The sequence below is a fragment of the Moraxella sp. K02 genome (genome assembly GCF_041154755.1).
In the GTDB taxonomy this organism is placed as follows: domain Bacteria; phylum Pseudomonadota; class Gammaproteobacteria; order Pseudomonadales; family Moraxellaceae; genus Faucicola.
In genome coordinates this window covers 173,563-190,961 of record NZ_AP031590.1, presented here as the reverse complement: position 1 = coordinate 190,961, position 17,399 = coordinate 173,563, and the positions used below count along the sequence as shown (strand labels likewise).

15 protein-coding genes are annotated in these 17,399 nt (G+C 43.7%); 7 read left to right on the top strand and 8 right to left on the bottom strand.

What is annotated here, in order from left to right; translation table 11 throughout:
• Nucleotides 1-28 precede the first annotated feature (28 nt).
• The gene (locus ACAM39_RS00865; protein WP_369627886.1) at nucleotides 29-1,048 is read right to left on the bottom strand and encodes a 5'-nucleotidase; all 1,020 of its coding nucleotides are present in this window, start codon (nucleotides 1,046-1,048) and stop codon (nucleotides 29-31) included.
• Nucleotides 1,049-1,475: 427 nt separating this feature from the next.
• Between ACAM39_RS00865 and thrS the strand changes: the two genes are divergently transcribed.
• Nucleotides 1,476-3,404 (top strand): threonine--tRNA ligase, encoded by a 1,929-nt coding sequence (gene thrS, locus ACAM39_RS00860; RefSeq protein ID WP_369627885.1) that lies wholly within the window; start codon nucleotides 1,476-1,478, stop codon nucleotides 3,402-3,404.
• A gap of 35 nt (nucleotides 3,405-3,439) precedes the next feature.
• A complete protein-coding gene (gene infC, locus ACAM39_RS00855; RefSeq protein WP_172460503.1) occupies nucleotides 3,440-3,937 on the top strand; it encodes a translation initiation factor IF-3 in 498 nt (165 codons plus the stop codon).
• A gap of 107 nt (nucleotides 3,938-4,044) precedes the next feature.
• On the opposite strand, the gene ACAM39_RS00850 is transcribed toward infC, so the two are convergent.
• Nucleotides 4,045-4,332 (bottom strand): GNAT family N-acetyltransferase, encoded by a 288-nt coding sequence (locus tag ACAM39_RS00850; protein ID WP_369627884.1) that lies wholly within the window; start codon nucleotides 4,330-4,332, stop codon nucleotides 4,045-4,047.
• Between the two features lie 286 nt (nucleotides 4,333-4,618).
• Between ACAM39_RS00850 and ettA the strand changes: the two genes are divergently transcribed.
• Genes ettA through ACAM39_RS00830 form a run of 4 tightly spaced genes read left to right on the top strand, consistent with a single transcriptional unit; the run spans nucleotide 4,619 to nucleotide 8,538 of the window.
• On the top strand, nucleotides 4,619-6,280 hold the full coding sequence (gene ettA / locus ACAM39_RS00845; protein ID WP_159767971.1) for an energy-dependent translational throttle protein EttA: 1,662 nt from the start codon (nucleotides 4,619-4,621) through the stop codon (nucleotides 6,278-6,280).
• A gap of 17 nt (nucleotides 6,281-6,297) precedes the next feature.
• The gene (locus ACAM39_RS00840; protein WP_369627883.1) at nucleotides 6,298-6,870 is read left to right on the top strand and encodes a hypothetical protein; all 573 of its coding nucleotides are present in this window, start codon (nucleotides 6,298-6,300) and stop codon (nucleotides 6,868-6,870) included.
• Entirely contained in the window at nucleotides 6,845-7,513 is a 669-nt protein-coding gene (locus tag ACAM39_RS00835) for a hypothetical protein (protein WP_369627882.1), read from the top strand. Before ACAM39_RS00840 ends, ACAM39_RS00835 begins: the two co-directional genes overlap by 26 nt.
• Nucleotides 7,514-7,536: 23 nt before the next feature.
• Nucleotides 7,537-8,538, top strand: coding sequence for a DNA-processing protein DprA (locus ACAM39_RS00830; RefSeq protein ID WP_369627881.1), 1,002 nt, complete (start codon nucleotides 7,537-7,539; stop codon nucleotides 8,536-8,538).
• A 64-nt stretch (nucleotides 8,539-8,602) separates the two neighbouring features.
• Here ACAM39_RS00830 and serA read toward each other — a convergent pair whose 3' ends face one another.
• A complete protein-coding gene (gene serA, locus ACAM39_RS00825) occupies nucleotides 8,603-9,835 on the bottom strand; it encodes a phosphoglycerate dehydrogenase (RefSeq protein WP_369129834.1) in 1,233 nt (410 codons plus the stop codon).
• A gap of 220 nt (nucleotides 9,836-10,055) precedes the next feature.
• Here serA and ACAM39_RS00820 point away from each other — a divergent pair, with 220 nt between their 5' ends.
• Complete coding sequence (locus tag ACAM39_RS00820; protein WP_369627880.1) at nucleotides 10,056-11,465, top strand: FAD-binding oxidoreductase; 1,410 nt, start codon at nucleotides 10,056-10,058, stop codon at nucleotides 11,463-11,465.
• Between the two features lie 85 nt (nucleotides 11,466-11,550).
• On the opposite strand, the gene ACAM39_RS00815 is transcribed toward ACAM39_RS00820, so the two are convergent.
• From ACAM39_RS00815 to ACAM39_RS00795, 5 genes are all read right to left on the bottom strand, one after another.
• The gene (locus ACAM39_RS00815) at nucleotides 11,551-12,201 is read right to left on the bottom strand and encodes an LOG family protein (RefSeq protein ID WP_313423984.1); all 651 of its coding nucleotides are present in this window, start codon (nucleotides 12,199-12,201) and stop codon (nucleotides 11,551-11,553) included.
• Nucleotides 12,202-12,441: 240 nt separating this feature from the next.
• The gene (locus tag ACAM39_RS00810) at nucleotides 12,442-12,648 is read right to left on the bottom strand and encodes a hypothetical protein (RefSeq protein WP_369627879.1); all 207 of its coding nucleotides are present in this window, start codon (nucleotides 12,646-12,648) and stop codon (nucleotides 12,442-12,444) included.
• A gap of 50 nt (nucleotides 12,649-12,698) precedes the next feature.
• Nucleotides 12,699-15,089, bottom strand: a complete 2,391-nt coding sequence (locus ACAM39_RS00805) for an ATP-binding protein (protein WP_369627878.1) — start codon at nucleotides 15,087-15,089, stop codon at nucleotides 12,699-12,701.
• A 335-nt stretch (nucleotides 15,090-15,424) separates the two neighbouring features.
• Nucleotides 15,425-16,018: a TPM domain-containing protein gene (locus ACAM39_RS00800; RefSeq protein WP_472828214.1), complete on the bottom strand. Its 594-nt coding sequence runs from the start codon at nucleotides 16,016-16,018 to the stop codon at nucleotides 15,425-15,427.
• Nucleotides 16,019-16,116: 98 nt separating this feature from the next.
• Nucleotides 16,117-17,397 (bottom strand): TPM domain-containing protein, encoded by a 1,281-nt coding sequence (locus tag ACAM39_RS00795; protein WP_369627877.1) that lies wholly within the window; start codon nucleotides 17,395-17,397, stop codon nucleotides 16,117-16,119.
• Between the last annotated feature and the right edge of the window lie 2 nt (nucleotides 17,398-17,399).

Genomic DNA, 17,399 nt, shown 5'->3' with positions numbered 1-17,399 from the left:
ATGGGATTTTTTATAAAACCTACTAATTTTATCCCTGATGAATCTCTACAAGGTTTTGGATTGCCGTGGCATCAGCTTGTTTGACATACAATTTTGATTTTGAGCTATAAGGCACTAGCCCTGAGGGTACTACGCCTTTAGCAGATTCGTAATTATGAATGGAGTCATCGAAGAAAATATGCGGGGCAAAGGTTTGCAGTACATGGCGTTTATCCAAGCCACCTAAAAAGAACGCCAGATCCACATTGACGCCCCAATCACGTAATGTCTTAATCGCGCGCAAATCAGCAGGCGCATTGCGCGCGGTCACCAGTGCAATTTGAATCGGTGGATGCTTGATTTTAGCAGGTAGGCGTTTTTGTAGTTTAGAGAGTTTAATTAAAAAATCCGCATACGGGCCTTTATTCATCGGCACATCACTCATTTTGGCTTCATAATCATGAAACGCTTTGAGTCCTTGCTGGCGAGACAGTAGCTCCCCTGCTTCATCAAATAACACGGCATCGCCATCAAATGCAATGCGTAACTGATTGGTGTCTAGCTCTTTCATATCAATGGGCGGCGCATCCAAAATCGCGCAGGCACACACGCCTGCATCGGTAACTTGCTGGGCATCGTCATGATTGGTGGTCAAAAACAAATCCACCTTAAAATCTGCCACATAATCCGCCACCCCTTCGCCTGAGGTAAATGCCGAGCGACTAATCGGTAGTCCATGACTACGCAGCGCATTTAATACTTGAATACCAGTATCTGGGCTGTTTTTTGACATAATCACCACTTCAACCATGGGCGCAGCTATGCCCTCGCCCTTGTCATCGGTTGCACAATGGTTGTTGAGATTGAGTAAGGCTTTGATAAGCGGATAACCCGTCCCAGTTTGCAATGGGTCATTTTCGCGTTCAATCATATAGCTGCGAAATTTATCAATCGCCGTTTCTGGATCTTCGGTTAACGCTTGTTGAAAAAACCGCTCAGACTCTGATAAGTCAAACAATGCCGTGGCAGAGACCGCCACAATTAATGTATTGGAAAAATCAACTGACATAAAAATGCCCTTAATCAATCGTATTGTTATGAAGCATAGCACTCACTATCCTGTAGTTATATAAGTTTTGCCACGGGTAATCTAGATTATTCCTGTAACTTGTTCGGCTAAAGATATACAGTCAAATTGTAGATACCAACTATTGGCTATCGTCTATTGCAGTATTTTTTTCACACGCATATCATGAGCTGCCTAATTTTCTGCCATAACTGCAAGCAATTCTATCAGCAAGTTGGTTTCATCACCGCAATTTGCTATAATATCTTGTTTACGCTTTTTGCAAAGCGACGAATTCATGGGATTGTAATGCCTATCTAGACACGGTAAGTCTGGATGGGCAGAGTTTTTCCCTTTTTTTATTCCCATCTCTCACGGTTACATGACCGATAGTAACGGTCATCACTGCCAAAGGACAACAGGAGCAATTATGGTAGCCATTACCTTACCAAACGGCGATATTAAACAGTTTGATGGACAAACTTCAGTCATGGAAGTGGCGCAAAGCATCGGTGCAGGGCTTGCCAAAGCCACCGTTGCAGGACGTGTCAACGGCAAATTAGTTGATGCGTGTGACCCGATTATCGAAGACGCGACCGTTCAAATCATCACGCCAAAAGACGAGGAAGGTGTGGAAATCATTCGCCACTCGACCGCTCACTTACTGGGTCATGCTGTCAAACAGCTGTATCCTGAGGTGAAGATGGTTATCGGTCCTGTGATTGAAGAGGGTTTTTATTATGATATCTATAGCGAGCGCCCGTTTACGCCAGAAGACATGGAAAAAATCGAAGCGCGCATGACGCAATTGATTAACCAAGATTACGATGTCATCAAAAAAATGACACCGCGTGACGAGGTTATCAAAGTATTCCAAGACCGTGGCGAGACTTATAAATTACGTCTTATCGAAGATATGCCGAATGAAACCCAAATGGGTTTATACTATCACCAAGAATACGTCGATATGTGCCGTGGACCACACGTGCCCAATACCCGTTTCCTAAAAGCCTTTAAACTCACCAAAATGAGTGGTGCCTACTGGCGCGGTGATGCCAAAAATGAGCAACTACAACGTATTTACGGTACTGCTTGGGCAGATAAAAAAGACCTAAAAGCTTATATTCAGCGCATCGAAGAAGCGGAAAAACGCGACCATCGTAAAATTGGTAAAGCGCTTGATTTATTTCATATGCAAGAAGAAGCGCCTGGTATGGTGTTTTGGCATCCCAATGGCTGGACGATGTGGCAAGTGCTTGAGCAATATATGCGCAAAGTACAAAAAGATAACGGCTATCTTGAAATCAAAACCCCGCAAATCGTCGATAGAAGCCTATGGGAAAAATCAGGTCACTGGGAAAACTATGGCGATATGATGTTCACCACCCACAGTGAAAAACGTGACTATGCCATCAAGCCCATGAACTGCCCGTGTCACGTGCAAGTGTTCAATCAAGGGTTAAAATCCTACCGTGACTTGCCATTGCGTCTTGCTGAGTTTGGCTCATGCCACCGTAATGAGCCGTCAGGTTCGCTGCATGGCATCATGCGGGTGCGTGGCTTTACCCAAGATGACGCCCATATTTTTTGTAGTAATGAGCAGATCAAACAAGAAGCCCAAGACTTTATCAAGCTTACCCTTGATGTGTATAAAGACTTTGGTTTTGATGACGTGCAAATGAAACTCTCGACTCGCCCAGAAAAACGGGTCGGTGCTGACGAACTGTGGGACTTGGCAGAAAAAGACTTAGCGGACGCATTGGATAATGCAGGGCTTGACTGGCAGTATCTGCCAGGTGAAGGCGCATTTTATGGACCCAAAATCGAGTTTAGCCTTAAAGACTGTCTCGGCCGGGTATGGCAATGCGGTACACTGCAGCTTGACTTTAACCTGCCAGAACGATTAGGTGCGGAGTTTGTCAATGAGCAAGGCGAACGTGAGCGCCCTGTAATGCTCCACCGTGCGATTTTGGGGTCATTTGAACGCTTTATCGGTATGCTCATCGAGCATTACGCGGGCTGGATGCCAGTCTGGCTTGCACCGCAGCAAGTCGTTGTCATGAATATTACCGACAACCAAGCGCCAGCCTGTCAAAAAGTCGCCGAACAATTGAATCAAGCCGGACTTCGTGTCATCACCGATTTGCGTAATGAGAAAATTGGCTTTAAAATTAGAGAACGCACCCTTGAACGTATTCCTTATATGATTGTCATGGGTGATAAAGAAGTAGAAAGCAACCAAGTTAACGTCCGTACTCGTGAAGGTGACAACCTTGGCGTGATGAGTATCGACGCCTTTATCGACTTGGTTAACCAAGCGACCGCCCAAAAAGGGCGCGTCAAATCAAAAACAGCGTAGGAGTAAGTATTATTAAGAGTTCAAACCGATTAGACATCAACGAGGAAATTCGTGCCAAAGAGGTACGCTTAGTCAAAGAAGACGGCGAACAAGTTGGTGTTGTGGATATAAAAACGGCTTTGCAGGCCGCCCGTGATGCTGAGTTGGATTTGGTCGAGATAGTACCAGACGCTCAGCCTCCTGTTGCCAAAGTGATGGACTACAGAAAATATCTGTACGACCAAAAACAAAAAGCCAAAGAAGCCAAAAAGAACCAAAAACAAACGCAGCTTAAAGAAATCAAATTGCGTCCTGGCACGGAAGAAGCCGACTATCAAGTCAAACTTCGTAAAATCCGTGAGTTTTTGGAAGACCAAGACAAAGTCAAAGTCACCATTCGCTTCCGTGGTCGTGAGATGGCTCACCAACAAATTGGCTTGCAGCAGCTTGAAAAAGTCATTGCCGATACGACCGATGTTGCCAATGTTGAACAACAACCAAAAGTTGAAGGTCGCCAAATGGGTATGCTACTTGGACCTACCAAGAAAAAATAATCAGCAAACCCTAACTATAAAAAAACCACATTAACCTATGTGGTTTTTTTATTGGCGTGTTGACACATTGATAAAAGTTTAAGCTGTTAAATCACTGTATTTTTAAATCATTGTACTTTTAAGTCATTATATTCGGGGTGCTTTTGCAGGTAGCTTGCCACGTAAGAGCAGGCTGGTACTACTTTTTTACCTTGTTCACGGGCATAGTCTAGCGCGTGCTTGGTCAACGCCCCTGCAATACCGCGCCCGCCAATCGCGTCTGGCACAATGGTATGGTCATATACGATGACATCACCATTATCCACATAGCTAATGTAAGCACTAGTGCCGTCAACGGTGGTTTCAAAGCGTTGTGATTGCTCGTTATGGTGAATCGGTAATTGTAAATCCGACATGGTTGTCTCCTTGTGTATTTTTTTGTCTACTATGCTATTTGTGACTTGGTTATTTGTCGCTTGGTTATTTGCCGTTTGATAGTAGCACAACCACTGTCCATGACTTGTAAAAGTTTTTGCCTATTCGGTATGGGCTTTGCAAATGATTTTTCACTAGGCTTTTACCTTGCCCCACCCTGTTAACAATGCGATAATAAGCGGTTAAATCTTACCATTTTTCAAATTTTTTGGCGTGTATGATACGCCTGACATTCACTTGCTATTAGCTAACTTAAACAGGAAAAACATGGCTCAATATATTTATACCATGAACAAGGTATCAAAAATTGTTCCACCCAAACGGGAAATCCTAAAAGACATCAGCCTGTCTTTTTTCCCCGGTGCAAAAATCGGTGTGCTGGGTCTCAACGGCGCCGGTAAATCAACCTTGCTTAAAATCATGGCAGGGGTGGACACCGAGTATAACGGTGAAGCGCGTGCGCAAGCAGGTATCAAGATTGGCTACCTTGCGCAAGAACCGCAGCTAGACCCTGCCAAAGATGTGCGCGGCAATGTTGAAGATGGTGTGCGTGAAGCCCTAGATGCCCTTGCACGCCTTGATGAAATCTACGCCGAATACGCCGAGCCCGATGCCGACTTTGATAAACTTGCCGCTGAACAAGGCAAAATGGAAGACATCATCCAAGCGTGGGATGCCCATAACCTCAACAACCAACTAGAAAAAGCCGCCGATGCGCTACGTCTACCGGCGTGGGATGCCGACGTGAGCAAATTGTCGGGTGGTGAAAAACGCCGTGTTGCCCTATGCCGTCTATTGCTATCAAAACCTGATATGCTGCTACTGGACGAACCGACCAACCATTTGGATGCCGAATCAGTCGCTTGGCTTGAGCATTTCTTAAAAGATTATTCGGGCACCATCGTGGCGATTACCCATGACCGCTATTTCCTTGATAACGTTGCCGAGTGGATTTTGGAGCTGGACCGTGGCTATGGCTATCCTTACCAAGGTAACTACACCGAATGGCTTGAGCAAAAAAATAAACGCCTAGAGCAAGAGCAAAAACAAGAAGAAGCCTTTGCCAAAGCGCTGAAACAAGAGCTTGAATGGGTGCGTAAAAACCAAAAAGGTCAACAAGCCAAATCAAAATCTCGCTTGCAACGTTTTGAGGAATTAAACTCCAAAGAGTTCCAACAACGTAACGAAACCGCCGAAATTTACATTCCACCAGGACCACGTCTTGGTAACAAAGTCATTGAAGTCAACAATATCAGTAAATCATTTGGTGACCGTTTGCTATACGAAAACCTATCCTTCACTGTGCCACCGATGGCGATTGTGGGGATTATCGGACCCAACGGTGCAGGTAAAACCACGCTATTTAATATGATTACCGGTAAAGACAAGCCAGACACGGGCACGGTTGAAGTCGGTGAATCGGTAAAAGTGGCGTATGTCGGACAGGTACGTGATGAGCTAGACGACAAAAAAACTGTGTGGGAAGAAGTCTCCGACGGTCTTGATATGATTACCGTGGGCGAATACACCACGCCTAGCCGTGCCTATATCGGACGCTTTAACTTTAAAGGTCAAGACCAACAAAAACTGGTCGGTAGCCTGTCGGGTGGTGAGCGTAACCGTCTGCAACTTGCCAAAACCTTAAAACAAGGGGCAAACGTGCTGTTACTCGATGAGCCATCAAACGACCTTGATGTTGAGACGTTGCGCGCGCTTGAAGATGCGGTGGAAGTGTTCCCTGGTACGGTAATGGTGGTGTCGCATGACCGCTGGTTCTTAGACCGTATTGCCACCCATATTTTGGCGTTTGAGGAGGAGGGTCCGATTTGGTTTGATGGCAACTACTCAGAGTTTGAGGCGTATCGCAAAAAACAGTTGGGCGCAGATGCCGAGCCAAAACGCATGAAGTATAAAAAGATTGCGAAATAACTGGCATTATTTAAAAAATGATTATTTTTGACAACATCAGTAATTATCAAATTTGTGTAGATTTAGATAACACATTGATTTTTACTGATGATGCTAATAATCAAGCGTATCTATACGCTATTAATGAATTTTTGCCAAATATTCAATTCGATTATGATGGTCGTATAACAGAATCCATTATTTTAAATAATCTCAACCAATTTCCTAAATATATTTTAAGTTCAATTATTGAGTTAAAACAAAAATGTTTTTCTAATTTTATCAATTTAACCTATATAAATTATCATCTTTTAGAAAAGCTAAATGTCATGAAAACTAGTAGTGTTCTATATCTAACTAGCTGTGGAAAAAAATCTAGAGTTGAACGAGTATTAATACATCATGGATTACATGACCTTTTTAGTGATATCATTTGTAACGAGAAAAAATTTGAAATAATTGTGAATAAGACGCAAGACATTAATAAAATTTTAGTATTTGATGATGATAAGATTCAACTAGACATGGCTCATGTCGCAGGAATTAAAAAAGAAAATTTATTTTTAGTGCGTAAGGAAAATATTTATGGCTTTGAAAAGATTTACGATTGAACCCAATGAATTTCTTAGTCAGCGTATTAATGCTTATTATCGTTGTGATTATATAGGTTTTGGACGTGATGGCAACCCAGATTATATTAATCATCTGAAAAACACTTTCAACTCTTCTAACCCAAACAACTTAAGGCTTATTGATGATGCAACTGATAAATTAACGCTAGGTTTAGAAAGTGAAATTATTCAGATTTTACAGGAAATTAATTCAACTGTACCAATTGTGATTTGTGTTATTCCTAGAGCTAAAAGATTAGAATATTACCATTATAATCAATTGCTTTTTTCTTTAAATATTAATGAGGTTATTAATGAATTAATTCAAAAAGGAACCCATGTTATCAATGGCTCTAACTATATAAGAAGACATACAGATACAAAAACCACCCATCTCGCACATTCTCCAAAATCTGCCCAATATGCAGGTGATGGCGATTTGCCTTATGTAGGTATTACAAAAAATACTTGTTATTTTGATAACAACCTTGTTGGCAAACATGTTTTATTAATTGATGATATTTACACTAAAACTGTGAATGTGGATGAAGATTGTATACAGGCTTTACTAGACTTCGGTGTAACTGGTGTTACTTTTTTCTCTATTGCTAAAACTGTATTAAGAAACCAAAGTTATTTATAATTGTTTAAATGCGAGATTATAGAATGAAATATACAGAAAATGCTTTAAATATTCTAACAGCTAAGACTTTCAAAGGGATAGGTAATGCTTGGATTAATAAGAATTTTATTAATAAAAATTTGTCCTATTATGAGGATATAGTTGAAGTTTTGAAAAAGAATGCGAAAGAAGAAGTCACTGAAAATATTTTTTTAGAAAAACGCAGAGAACTTGAGGAAAAATTAGATATGATGTCATCTTATTGTGATGGCGTGGTAGCAGTTGGTGATAATAATTTTCCTGTATATACAGCTACAATTAAAGATAGTGAAAAACCAAATGTCTTATTTTATAAAGGTGATTTATCATTACTGAGTAACCAATATCGTAGAATGGCAGTTATAGGCGTTCTGACGCCATCTGAACAAATTGAAAAAGATGAAAGGCAGGTTGTTGATTTATTAAGTAAGCAAAATATTGTTATTGTAAGTGGATTGGCTTTAGGTTGTGATACTATCGCCCATCAGCAAGCTTTAAGAACCAAAACTGATGTTTTTGGTGATACCCATGCGGCAACAATTGCAATTTTACCTAGTACATTAAACAATATTATCCCAGCTCAAAATCGAAAATTAGCAGAATATGTTAATTTACTTATAACTGAATATTATGAAGAACCGCAGTCAAAGTTTGATATGACTAGTCGTTTTATTGAACGTGATAGATTGCAGGCTTTATTTAGTGAAACCGTTATTTTATCGGCAAGTTATACGCCAAATAGTATTGACCCACTTGCTCAAAAAATTGATAGTGGTTCTCGACACGCAATGCAAAAAGCTAGGGAGTATGGACTTGGGAGAGCTGTGATTCACAGTCAATATAATCAAAACGACCCAAAATATGATTTAAACAGACAAATTATAAATGAAAATTATCCTGTTTCAATTATAGATCTCAATAATCTCAACATTTCTATTAATACATTATTAAATCAAAAAGGCGAATCAAGTAAACTAGAAGACTCTACTCAAACTGAATTGTTTTAAATTTCAATGTAGTAAAAAACCAACCCTTTCGAGTTGGTTTTTTATGATTTAAACGATTAGCTTGTTAGAACAACACCCGCACCCGAATGGTTTCTGGGATGTTTTTTAAGGCATCAACCGCTTGCGCAGAATCACCGCTACCCACATCCATCACCAGATATCCCACATCTTCTTCAGTCATCAGGCTTTGGGCAAAGATATTGATATTGGCATCGGCAAAGGATTTGTTAATCTGTGACAACACGCCAGGCACGTTTTTGTGGATATGGAGCAAACGATGCGTGCCTTCTTTTTGTGGCATACTAACATTTGGGAAATTCACAGACGTTGCGGTATCACCCATATCAGAGTAGCGCACGAATTTTTCTGCCACTTCAAGACCGATATTGGCTTGGGCTTCTTGGGTGGAGCCACCGATATGCGGTGTCAAAATCACATTGTCAAACGCGCGCAGTGGTGATTCAAATTCTTCATCTGCTGATTTTGGCTCTTTGGGGAACACATCAATCGCCGCGCCCAAGATATGACCGCTTTGTAAGGCTGCTGCTAGCGCATCAATATCCACACATTTGCCACGCGCCGCATTAATAAGATGCGCGCCTGGCTTCATGGCAGCCAATTCTGTGGCGGTAATCATGTTACGCGTACTTGGCAAATCTGGCACATGCAAGGTGACCACATCGGCTTTACCAAGCAGTTCTTCTAGGCTTCCCACTTGGGTGGCGTTGCCCAGTGGCAATTTGGTAACCACATCATGATAGATGACTTTCATCCCAAGGCTTTCAGCAAGTACCGATAGCTGAGTACCAATAGAGCCATAACCTACGATACCCAATGTTTTGCCGCGCACTTCATAGCTGTCTTTGGCAGATTTGTTCCAGCCGCCACGGTGTACCACCGCGTTTTTTTCAGGGATACCGCGCATCAGCATGATGATTTCGGCAAGGACAAGCTCCGCGACAGAGCGGGTGTTAGAATAAGGGGCGTTAAAGACAGGGATACCCAGCTCACGGGCAGCTTCCAAGTCCACTTGGTTGGTGCCAATACAAAAACAGCCAATGGCGATGAGCTTTTCGGCTTTTTCTAAAATATCGCGGGTCAAATGGGTGCGAGACCGAATACCGACAAAATGGGCGTCTTTGATTTTTTCGATAAGCTCTTCGGGGTCTAAGGCGGTTTTGATATTCTCAACATTGTGATAGCCCGCCTCTGACAGCACTTTAAAGGCATTGTCATGCAAGCCTTCAAGCATCAAAAAGCGGATTTTGTCTTTCTCAAGTGATAGATTTTGTGCCATAACAAACCCCTAGTCAGTATTTTTAGTCAATTATCCTATCACACTTGCTGGGTTTTTTGTGGTGAAATTCCAGCAAGATGGCATGATTTTTTTGTCTTATGGGTAAAAAATTCTTCATCAATCCCTAGCGTTTTTGTCAAAATTTATGCCATTACTTATGCTATGATAGAGCCTCAAAAACCTTTTCAATCTGTATAAAAATATGGGTAAAAGCCACGCCATGACTGCTAATCAGACCGCCATCAATACGCTCATTGAACAACTACGCCAGCAAGGATTTGAAGAACACCAAATCAAAACCGATGCGGATAGTTTGGGCTATTGGGGCAAAGATTGGACCAAGCATTTTGAGCCCAATGCCAGCGCCATTGTCTTCCCAAAATCCACCCAGCAAGTGCAAGCCATTGTCAAGCTATGTAATGCGCTTAACATCGTCATTACCCCAAGTGGTGGACGGACGGGGCTATCCGCAGGGGCAGTTGCCGCCAATGGCGAGGTAGTGATTAGCCTTGATAAAATGCACCAAGTATTGGGTTTCTATCCTGCCGACCGCATGGTAGAAGTGGAAGCCGGTATCGTCACCAAAGCGCTGCAAGACTTTGCCGAACAGCAAGGGTTATACTATCCCGTGGACTTTGCCTCAGCCGGCTCAAGCCAGCTTGGCGGCAATATTGGCACCAATGCCGGCGGTATCAAAGTCATCAAATACGGCATGACCCGCAACTGGATATTAGGTCTTACGGTCGTCACCGGTAAAGGCGATATTTTGCACCTCAATAAGGGCATGATAAAAAATGCCACCGGTTATGACTTGCGTCATTTGTTTATTGGAGCAGAAGGTACTTTAGGCATTGTCACTGAAGTGCAAGTCAAGCTAGAGCGTCAGCCCAAAAACCTAACTGTCATGGTGCTTGGCGTGCCAGAGTTTGCCAATATCATGCAAATCTTGTCAGCCTTTCAAAGCAAAATGGATTTGACCGCGTTTGAATTTTTTGATGATGTCGCCGTTGATAAATTACTTGCCACAGGGCATGTACAAAAACCGTTTGAGACCGATGCGCCGTTTTATGCGCTACTCGAATTTGAAGCGCCCTACGAGCCTATTATGGACATGGCGATGCAGATTTTTGAAGACTGTATGAGTGAAGGTTGGGTGCTTGATGGGGTGATGAGCCAATCGATTCACCAAGCCCAAGAGCTATGGAAACTGCGCGAGTATATCTCTGAGACCATTTCGGTATTTACCCCGTACAAAAATGACATCTCTGTGCTCATCAGCCGCGTGCCAGAGTTTATCGCGGATATCGATGCCATTGTTAGCCAAAACTATCCGGATTTTCAAGTGTGCTGGTTTGGGCATATCGGCGATGGTAATTTACACTTAAATATTTTAAAACCAGAAAACCTTAGCAAAGACGAATTTTTTGAAAAATGCCAAGTGGTCAACAAGTACGTGTTTGAAACGGTGCAAAAATACAACGGCTCTATCTCAGCCGAGCATGGCGTGGGTATGACCAAAAAGCCGTATCTTAATTACACCCGTCCTGATGAAGAAATTGATTATTTGCGCGCTATCAAGCAAGTCTTTGACCCCAATGGGATTATGAATCGTGGTAAAATTTTCGACTAGATAACACTGTTACAAAAAAGGGATACAAAAAAAAGAATACAAAAAAAGACCTTTAACTGAGGTCTTTTCTTTGTCGCTAACAAGGTTAGATTTTATTCACATTCAGCGTGTCTGGCATCTGAACAATCGGTTTGAGTAGTTCAATGGCATCGGCGACAGTATTACAAACGATTAATCGCTGTAAATCTTCTGGTTTCATAAAACCTTGCTCAGCGGTAAAGTGTAAATGTTCAACCAATTTGTCATAAAAACCATTGATATTGAGAATAATCATCGGTTTTTCATGTTGATATAGCTGTCGCCAAGTGGCAATTTCCATGATTTCCTCAAGGGTGCCAAGCCCACCTGGCAAGGTGATAAAGGCACTGGCGTACTCTGCCATGATGGCTTTACGGGTATGCATGGTATCGGTCAAATGCAAACGCGTCAGCCCACCATGCGCCACTTCTCGATCCATCATAAACTCAGGAATCACGCCCACGGCAATGCCGTTTTCTTCAATCACACCATCGGCAACCGCGCCCATACAGCCAATCACCGCACCGCCATACACCAGACCTAACCCCGCTTCAACCAATGCCCTACCCAGTTCATGCGCCGATTGGACATAGACAGGGTCATTGCCTTTGCGAGAGCCGCAATACACAGCCACCAAGGGAACATCAATATCATGAAGTTTGACAATTTGTGCAATATCGCTTATTTCTTTACTAGTAATAATATCTACGGGTGTCATGCTTTTTCCTTTTAATGTGTTGTCATTATAGCTCAATCATCCTACAAATTCGTGAACGCATCATAGGCGCAGCGTATCTCATTTTGGCTACATTTGGCGCATAGGCATTATAATTGGTGCAGTTAGCGAAAAATAAAGCAATGGCTGTTAAAAAGCCATCAATGAAAGGCTGAATAAGAAAGGCTTGATAACAAAATAAGCTATCAAAAGCTATCAAGGAGACCACCTAGGTATGATGACCTAAGTCTGATGATAGGTATGATGGTCATCGGCAGTCTCTGGCACAGATGGGCGTAATTCAGTGAGTGCTGCAGCATAACCATGTTTGCCAGATTGCTTCAGCCAAGCGCTTGCTTTGTCAGCATCGGCAGCGATGCCATTGCCACTGGCATAGATGTTGGCAAGAAAATATTGGGCTTGGTGTTCGTATTCAGACGTTGGGGTCATACCGCATTCCGCGAAATTTGATGGGGTCAAAAGGTTTATATTGCGTCTGTCTATAGCGGCTGATATAACACGCCGACCAACAAAACCGTGATATCCTTCGCTGCTGGGGCAATCTGTACAGTATCAAGTGCTATTGATTGAGCATCATACGTGGTTGCCAAGCTGTCGATTTGGCTTTGTAACTGCTGCCCAATGCTGTCTAACTCCTGCTGCAGCTGCTGACGAATCGCATCAAGCTCTGCGACGGTTTGTTTGTTGGCATTGATATCGCCCACCGAGTTCATGGCACGTTTGACGTTATTGATATTGGTCTGTGACAACGCTTTGCGCCCCATAAATGCGCCTAAGACCGCAGAACCAATACTGACCCCTGCATCCAGCCAGCCTTTGCTCGACTCAGCGGCTTGTTGTTGGTATTTTTCATTGGCGGCTTGCAGTTTTTTGGCTAGCGCGTCTTGTTTTTTAGCAAAGCTATCACGCAGCTGGGCAATGGCGATATCACGCTGTTCATGCAGCGGTACGATGAGTCGATTGCGAAAGGCGTCTTCGCTCTCTGCCACTTCGCTATACAGCTTTAAACTATCGACATACCACAGATTTAACACTTGCTGCTGACGGATGGCTTCTTTCACTTCTTTTTCCCAAGTTCTCCATGATGCCTTGTCGAGCGCTTGGCTAGGCAGTTGTTTGAGCAAAGCGGGTTGGTGCGGAGCCGATTGTAACTGCTCAAAGGTCAAATCACTTAAAATCGCTTGATGCCAATCTACCACCAACGGCGGCTCACCAAATGCTGTGGTTAATAATAGCTGCTGCTGACTTTGAGCGCCTGATTTTTTGTCATTAAAAAATACCCGCGCATAGGCAAAGGCAGTAGGCTCATAGAAGATTTGCCCATCGCCCGCCATGTCTTTGGGTGCATAATACAAGCCCACATCTTTGGGTAAGGCAGGCGGCTGACTTATGGTGCTTGCTAATGGATTGATGGCAGGCGTGGTGGCTTGAGCTTGCGCTGGTTCGGTAGGGGCGGCTTGGCTATTGGCTTTGAGCTGTGCTATGGCTTGTTTGCTAAGCGGTCCTGATAAGTAGTTGAGCGTGAAGCGGGTGCTAAAAATCACAGGGCTGGCGTCATGCACATTGTGCAGTAAAAATTGGCGTTTACCGAGTTTATCAAACCACGCATTGAGCGCCGCTTTGTCCAGTCCACTGCTGCCACTGGCAGAGAGCAAGCCATCCATCACCCGTTCACGGTCTTGGGCAGTCTGCAACCGACCGATAAACCAAGTACCCGCGTTGGATAAGGCTTTGTAGTCCAAGTCCACTGGGTTTTGGGTCGATAACACAATCCCCAAGCCAAATGCACGCGCTTGTTTTAACAGGGTCAACAGCAATACTTTGGTCGGTGGATTGCCAATCGGCGGTAAATAGCCAAACACTTCATCCATGTACAAAATTGCCCGCAAGGTTGAAGTGCCTTGCTGACGGCGCATCCAGCCCAATAAATTGGTGAGTAACAAGGTGACAAAAAATAAACGCTCATCATCGGATAGATGGGCAATATTGAGCACACTGGTTTGTGCTTTGCCGTTTTTATCATAAAACAGTGCGCCAGCATCCAGCGGCATGCCTTTAAGCCAGCTGGCAAAACTCGGCGATGCCAAAAGCGTGTTGAGCTTCATCGCCAGTGCGCTACGGTCTTTATCCGCAAACACTTGTGACAGCGGCAGGATGCCGATTTTATCGAACGGTGGCGTTTGGATTTGGGTAATCAAATCCACCAAGGTTAAAGTTTGGTTGTTGTCCCAGGCGTTTTTAAGTAGCTGTGCCAAAAACACATGCTCGGGTGCAAGGTTATCCCCATCAACTTTTAATAGCACCAACAGTGCCGACACTGTCGCATCGATATACTCAGCATAACCTTCGCCATCATTTTTGACACTATCGGGCGGCGGCACGAGATTGCCAAGTAGGGCAATCGGTAAGCCATTCTCGCTACCTGGGGTATAGACACTGACACGATTGGCGGCTTTGAGTGCTTGTACACGCTCCGGGGTTTGAAAACTGTTGCCAAGCCCTTGCTGCCAGTTGTCTGCGGTTTGCTTGGCAAACTCTGCCACGCTCATACCCGCTTGATTTGCCATGCCGCTATCAATCCACGGCTCAAAGTCACTGGCTGCCAAATTTGGGAACGTCAATGCCAAATTGCCCAAGTCACCCTTGGGGTCAATCGCAATCACCGGAATATTATCCAGCGCAGCTTCTTCCAGTAAGCTAATCCCCAAACCCGTCTTACCCGAACCTGTCATCCCGATAATCACCGCATGGGTTGTTAAGTCAGCTGCATCATATAGGGTTGCTTGACCTTGTGTTCGCTCTGGGTACACGTCTTGACCGAGATAAAACTGACCGATACTATCAGCAATATTATTGGTGAGTGTTGGCATGGGATTCCCTCAAAATTTTTATAAGTAATGATTTATCACTAACATGACGACTGGTCTAATTGCCTAATTGCCTAACAACCTGAGTGGCGGTATGTCGGTTTCATTATAGGTAAAATTTTATCATTTCGCCTAGCAAAATTTGTCGATTCTTTTGTCAAGCCTTCAATCAATTTTTTAGCACCGCTAAAAATAATCCTTAATGATTTTTGATACCCAAGTTTTTGAAATTTACCCGCTTACTGTTGGGTATTAAAAGCTGAACAATAAAAAAAAGCGATGGGTGACATCGCTTTTGGTGGGATTGCATCATCGCAATATGCTAATTAACTTTAAAACTACTTTATAAAAATCATCTTGTCAGCGATTTCGTTGCCACTTGGGTCATTGTCTAATTGGTAATATTGACGAAGCAATTGCCCCACATCGCCCAATAGCGCAGCCAAGCTATCGATGTGTCGATTGGCTTTAATACCTTCGATAGCCTTGTCACACATCGCTTGCCACATGGTTGGCATCACATGACTATTGATGCCTCTGTCAGCGACAATCTCCAAACGCCGCTCACAGATATTAAGATACACCAACACCCCAGTATTATCCTGCGTATCCCAGACGCGATAATCTCCAAAAACTTCGATTGCTCTGTCTCGGCTGTTTTGTAGCCGTGCTGAAGAAATGGGCAAATGATTCTCAATCACTAGCACGACTTCGCCGCGATGCCCTTGCTCAGCTTCGGTAATTGCTTGATTTAGCTGTTGTTGGGCAGTAGGCGTTAACCAGCGATTGTGCAGGCTAGGTATAAACGCAACTTGACGCCACCATCTAGCCCAACTTGGCACAGTGGAAGTCACTGTCGCCATCGGTGAGGTGTAAGCCATGGTTTCTTCGTTGGCACCATTCGTTGCAGTTATTGGGTCATTTGTGCTCATGAAAATTCCATAAAAAATAATAAAGTATATAGTTGATAATAAGGGGTAAATTTAAAATAATTTTTTAACTGATGTTTCAATAACTAGCTGATTACTGACTACCAGTCGCCACCAGCACCGCCACCCCCAAAGCCGCCACCACCGCCACTAAATCCACCGCCGCCAAAACCGCCACCACCAAATCCACCGCCGCCAAAGCCGCCACCCGGTAGGAAGACAACCCCACCGCCGCCTCTGCCACCGCGACCACCACCTCGAAAGAGTAAGAATAAAAAGACAATAAATGCCACAAATATACTGCCCAGTAAGCCTGCGCCAAAGATTGTACCCAGCGTTACAATGCCACCTGCCGTAGCAATAGAACCAAAAAAACGCCCTAATATACTGGTCAAAATCATACCAGCGACAAAGCCAAAAAAGCCTAGGAAGATAAGCGGTATGCCGCCCTCTTGATTTGACTGGGCATTACTATTGGTATTGACTCGATTGGCATCAGCTTGCTTTAAAATAGCAGGATCAGTCGTCAAGCGTTCTTCAATGCGATTAATCCCCGCTGTGATACCACCGGCATAATCGCCTTGTTTAAATCTTGGGGTTATGTCATCGCTAATAATGCGTTTAGCGACGGCATCAGGAATGGTACCTTCAAGACCATAGCCTGTTAAAATGTACATTTTACGGTCATTGACAGCAATAACCATCAACAGACCTTGATCGGTGTCTTTTTTGCCCAGTTTCCAGCGATCAGCAACTTTCATTGAATAGTCAAAAATATCCTCGCCATTGGTGGTTGGTACAATGACTACGGCTGCTTGCGCCAAGCCGCGGTCATTAAGACTACGCAGTTTGGTTTCAATCGCCTGTTTATCACTGGCCGATAGAATTTTTGCTTCATCTATGACAGGGTTATTTAGGATTAATTTGTCAGCGGCGACAGGGGCTTGGGTTGATTGCTTGGGTGTCGTAGTCGTCTGGGCATTGGCGGTAGCTGTTGCCTGATTGCTATTTGTCTGATTGCCAGTTCCTTGGGAATTACCTGGTATCGGCAGCGCATCATTGCCTAACGTCTCTTTAATTGCATCATTATTGAATACAGCATCATTGAGCGCTTCATTGGTTTGTGCGGTTTTGGCGATCGCAACCATGTCCTCAACACTATGATCTTGTAGTGTGGGCTTAGCGGTAACGGTTGCGGAATTGGCTGTCGCTGTGGCAGTTTCTGCAACGGAAGCCATAGGCATCGCAAGCCCAATGCCCATGGTCAGTGCAATGAAGGTGCTTAATAGCAACCGCTTGGCTAAAAAACCAGATGACAATTTTTGCGGCTGTTTATGGGAGCGCGGTAAATTGGGCTGTGTCTGTACAATATTCAATGACACCT

What these genes read in the sequence shown, in the direction of transcription:
- ACAM39_RS00865 (WP_369627886.1), bottom strand. Translation starts at nt 1,048, where the DNA reads ATGTCAGTTGATTTTTCCAATACATTAATTGTGGCGGTCTCTGCCACG.
- thrS (WP_369627885.1), top strand. Translation starts at nt 1,476, where the DNA reads ATGGTAGCCATTACCTTACCAAACGGCGATATTAAACAGTTTGATGGA.
- ACAM39_RS00850 (WP_369627884.1), bottom strand. Translation starts at nt 4,332, where the DNA reads ATGTCGGATTTACAATTACCGATTCACCATAACGAGCAATCACAACGC.
- ettA (WP_159767971.1), top strand. Translation starts at nt 4,619, where the DNA reads ATGGCTCAATATATTTATACCATGAACAAGGTATCAAAAATTGTTCCA.
- ACAM39_RS00840 (WP_369627883.1), top strand. Translation starts at nt 6,298, where the DNA reads ATGATTATTTTTGACAACATCAGTAATTATCAAATTTGTGTAGATTTA.
- ACAM39_RS00835 (WP_369627882.1), top strand. Translation starts at nt 6,845, where the DNA reads ATGGCTTTGAAAAGATTTACGATTGAACCCAATGAATTTCTTAGTCAG.
- ACAM39_RS00830 (WP_369627881.1), top strand. Translation starts at nt 7,537, where the DNA reads ATGAAATATACAGAAAATGCTTTAAATATTCTAACAGCTAAGACTTTC.
- serA (WP_369129834.1), bottom strand. Translation starts at nt 9,835, where the DNA reads ATGGCACAAAATCTATCACTTGAGAAAGACAAAATCCGCTTTTTGATG.
- ACAM39_RS00820 (WP_369627880.1), top strand. Translation starts at nt 10,056, where the DNA reads ATGACTGCTAATCAGACCGCCATCAATACGCTCATTGAACAACTACGC.
- ACAM39_RS00815 (WP_313423984.1), bottom strand. Translation starts at nt 12,201, where the DNA reads ATGACACCCGTAGATATTATTACTAGTAAAGAAATAAGCGATATTGCA.
- ACAM39_RS00810 (WP_369627879.1), bottom strand. Translation starts at nt 12,648, where the DNA reads ATGACCCCAACGTCTGAATACGAACACCAAGCCCAATATTTTCTTGCC.
- ACAM39_RS00805 (WP_369627878.1), bottom strand. Translation starts at nt 15,089, where the DNA reads ATGCCAACACTCACCAATAATATTGCTGATAGTATCGGTCAGTTTTAT.
- ACAM39_RS00800 (WP_472828214.1), bottom strand. Translation starts at nt 16,018, where the DNA reads ATGAGCACAAATGACCCAATAACTGCAACGAATGGTGCCAACGAAGAA.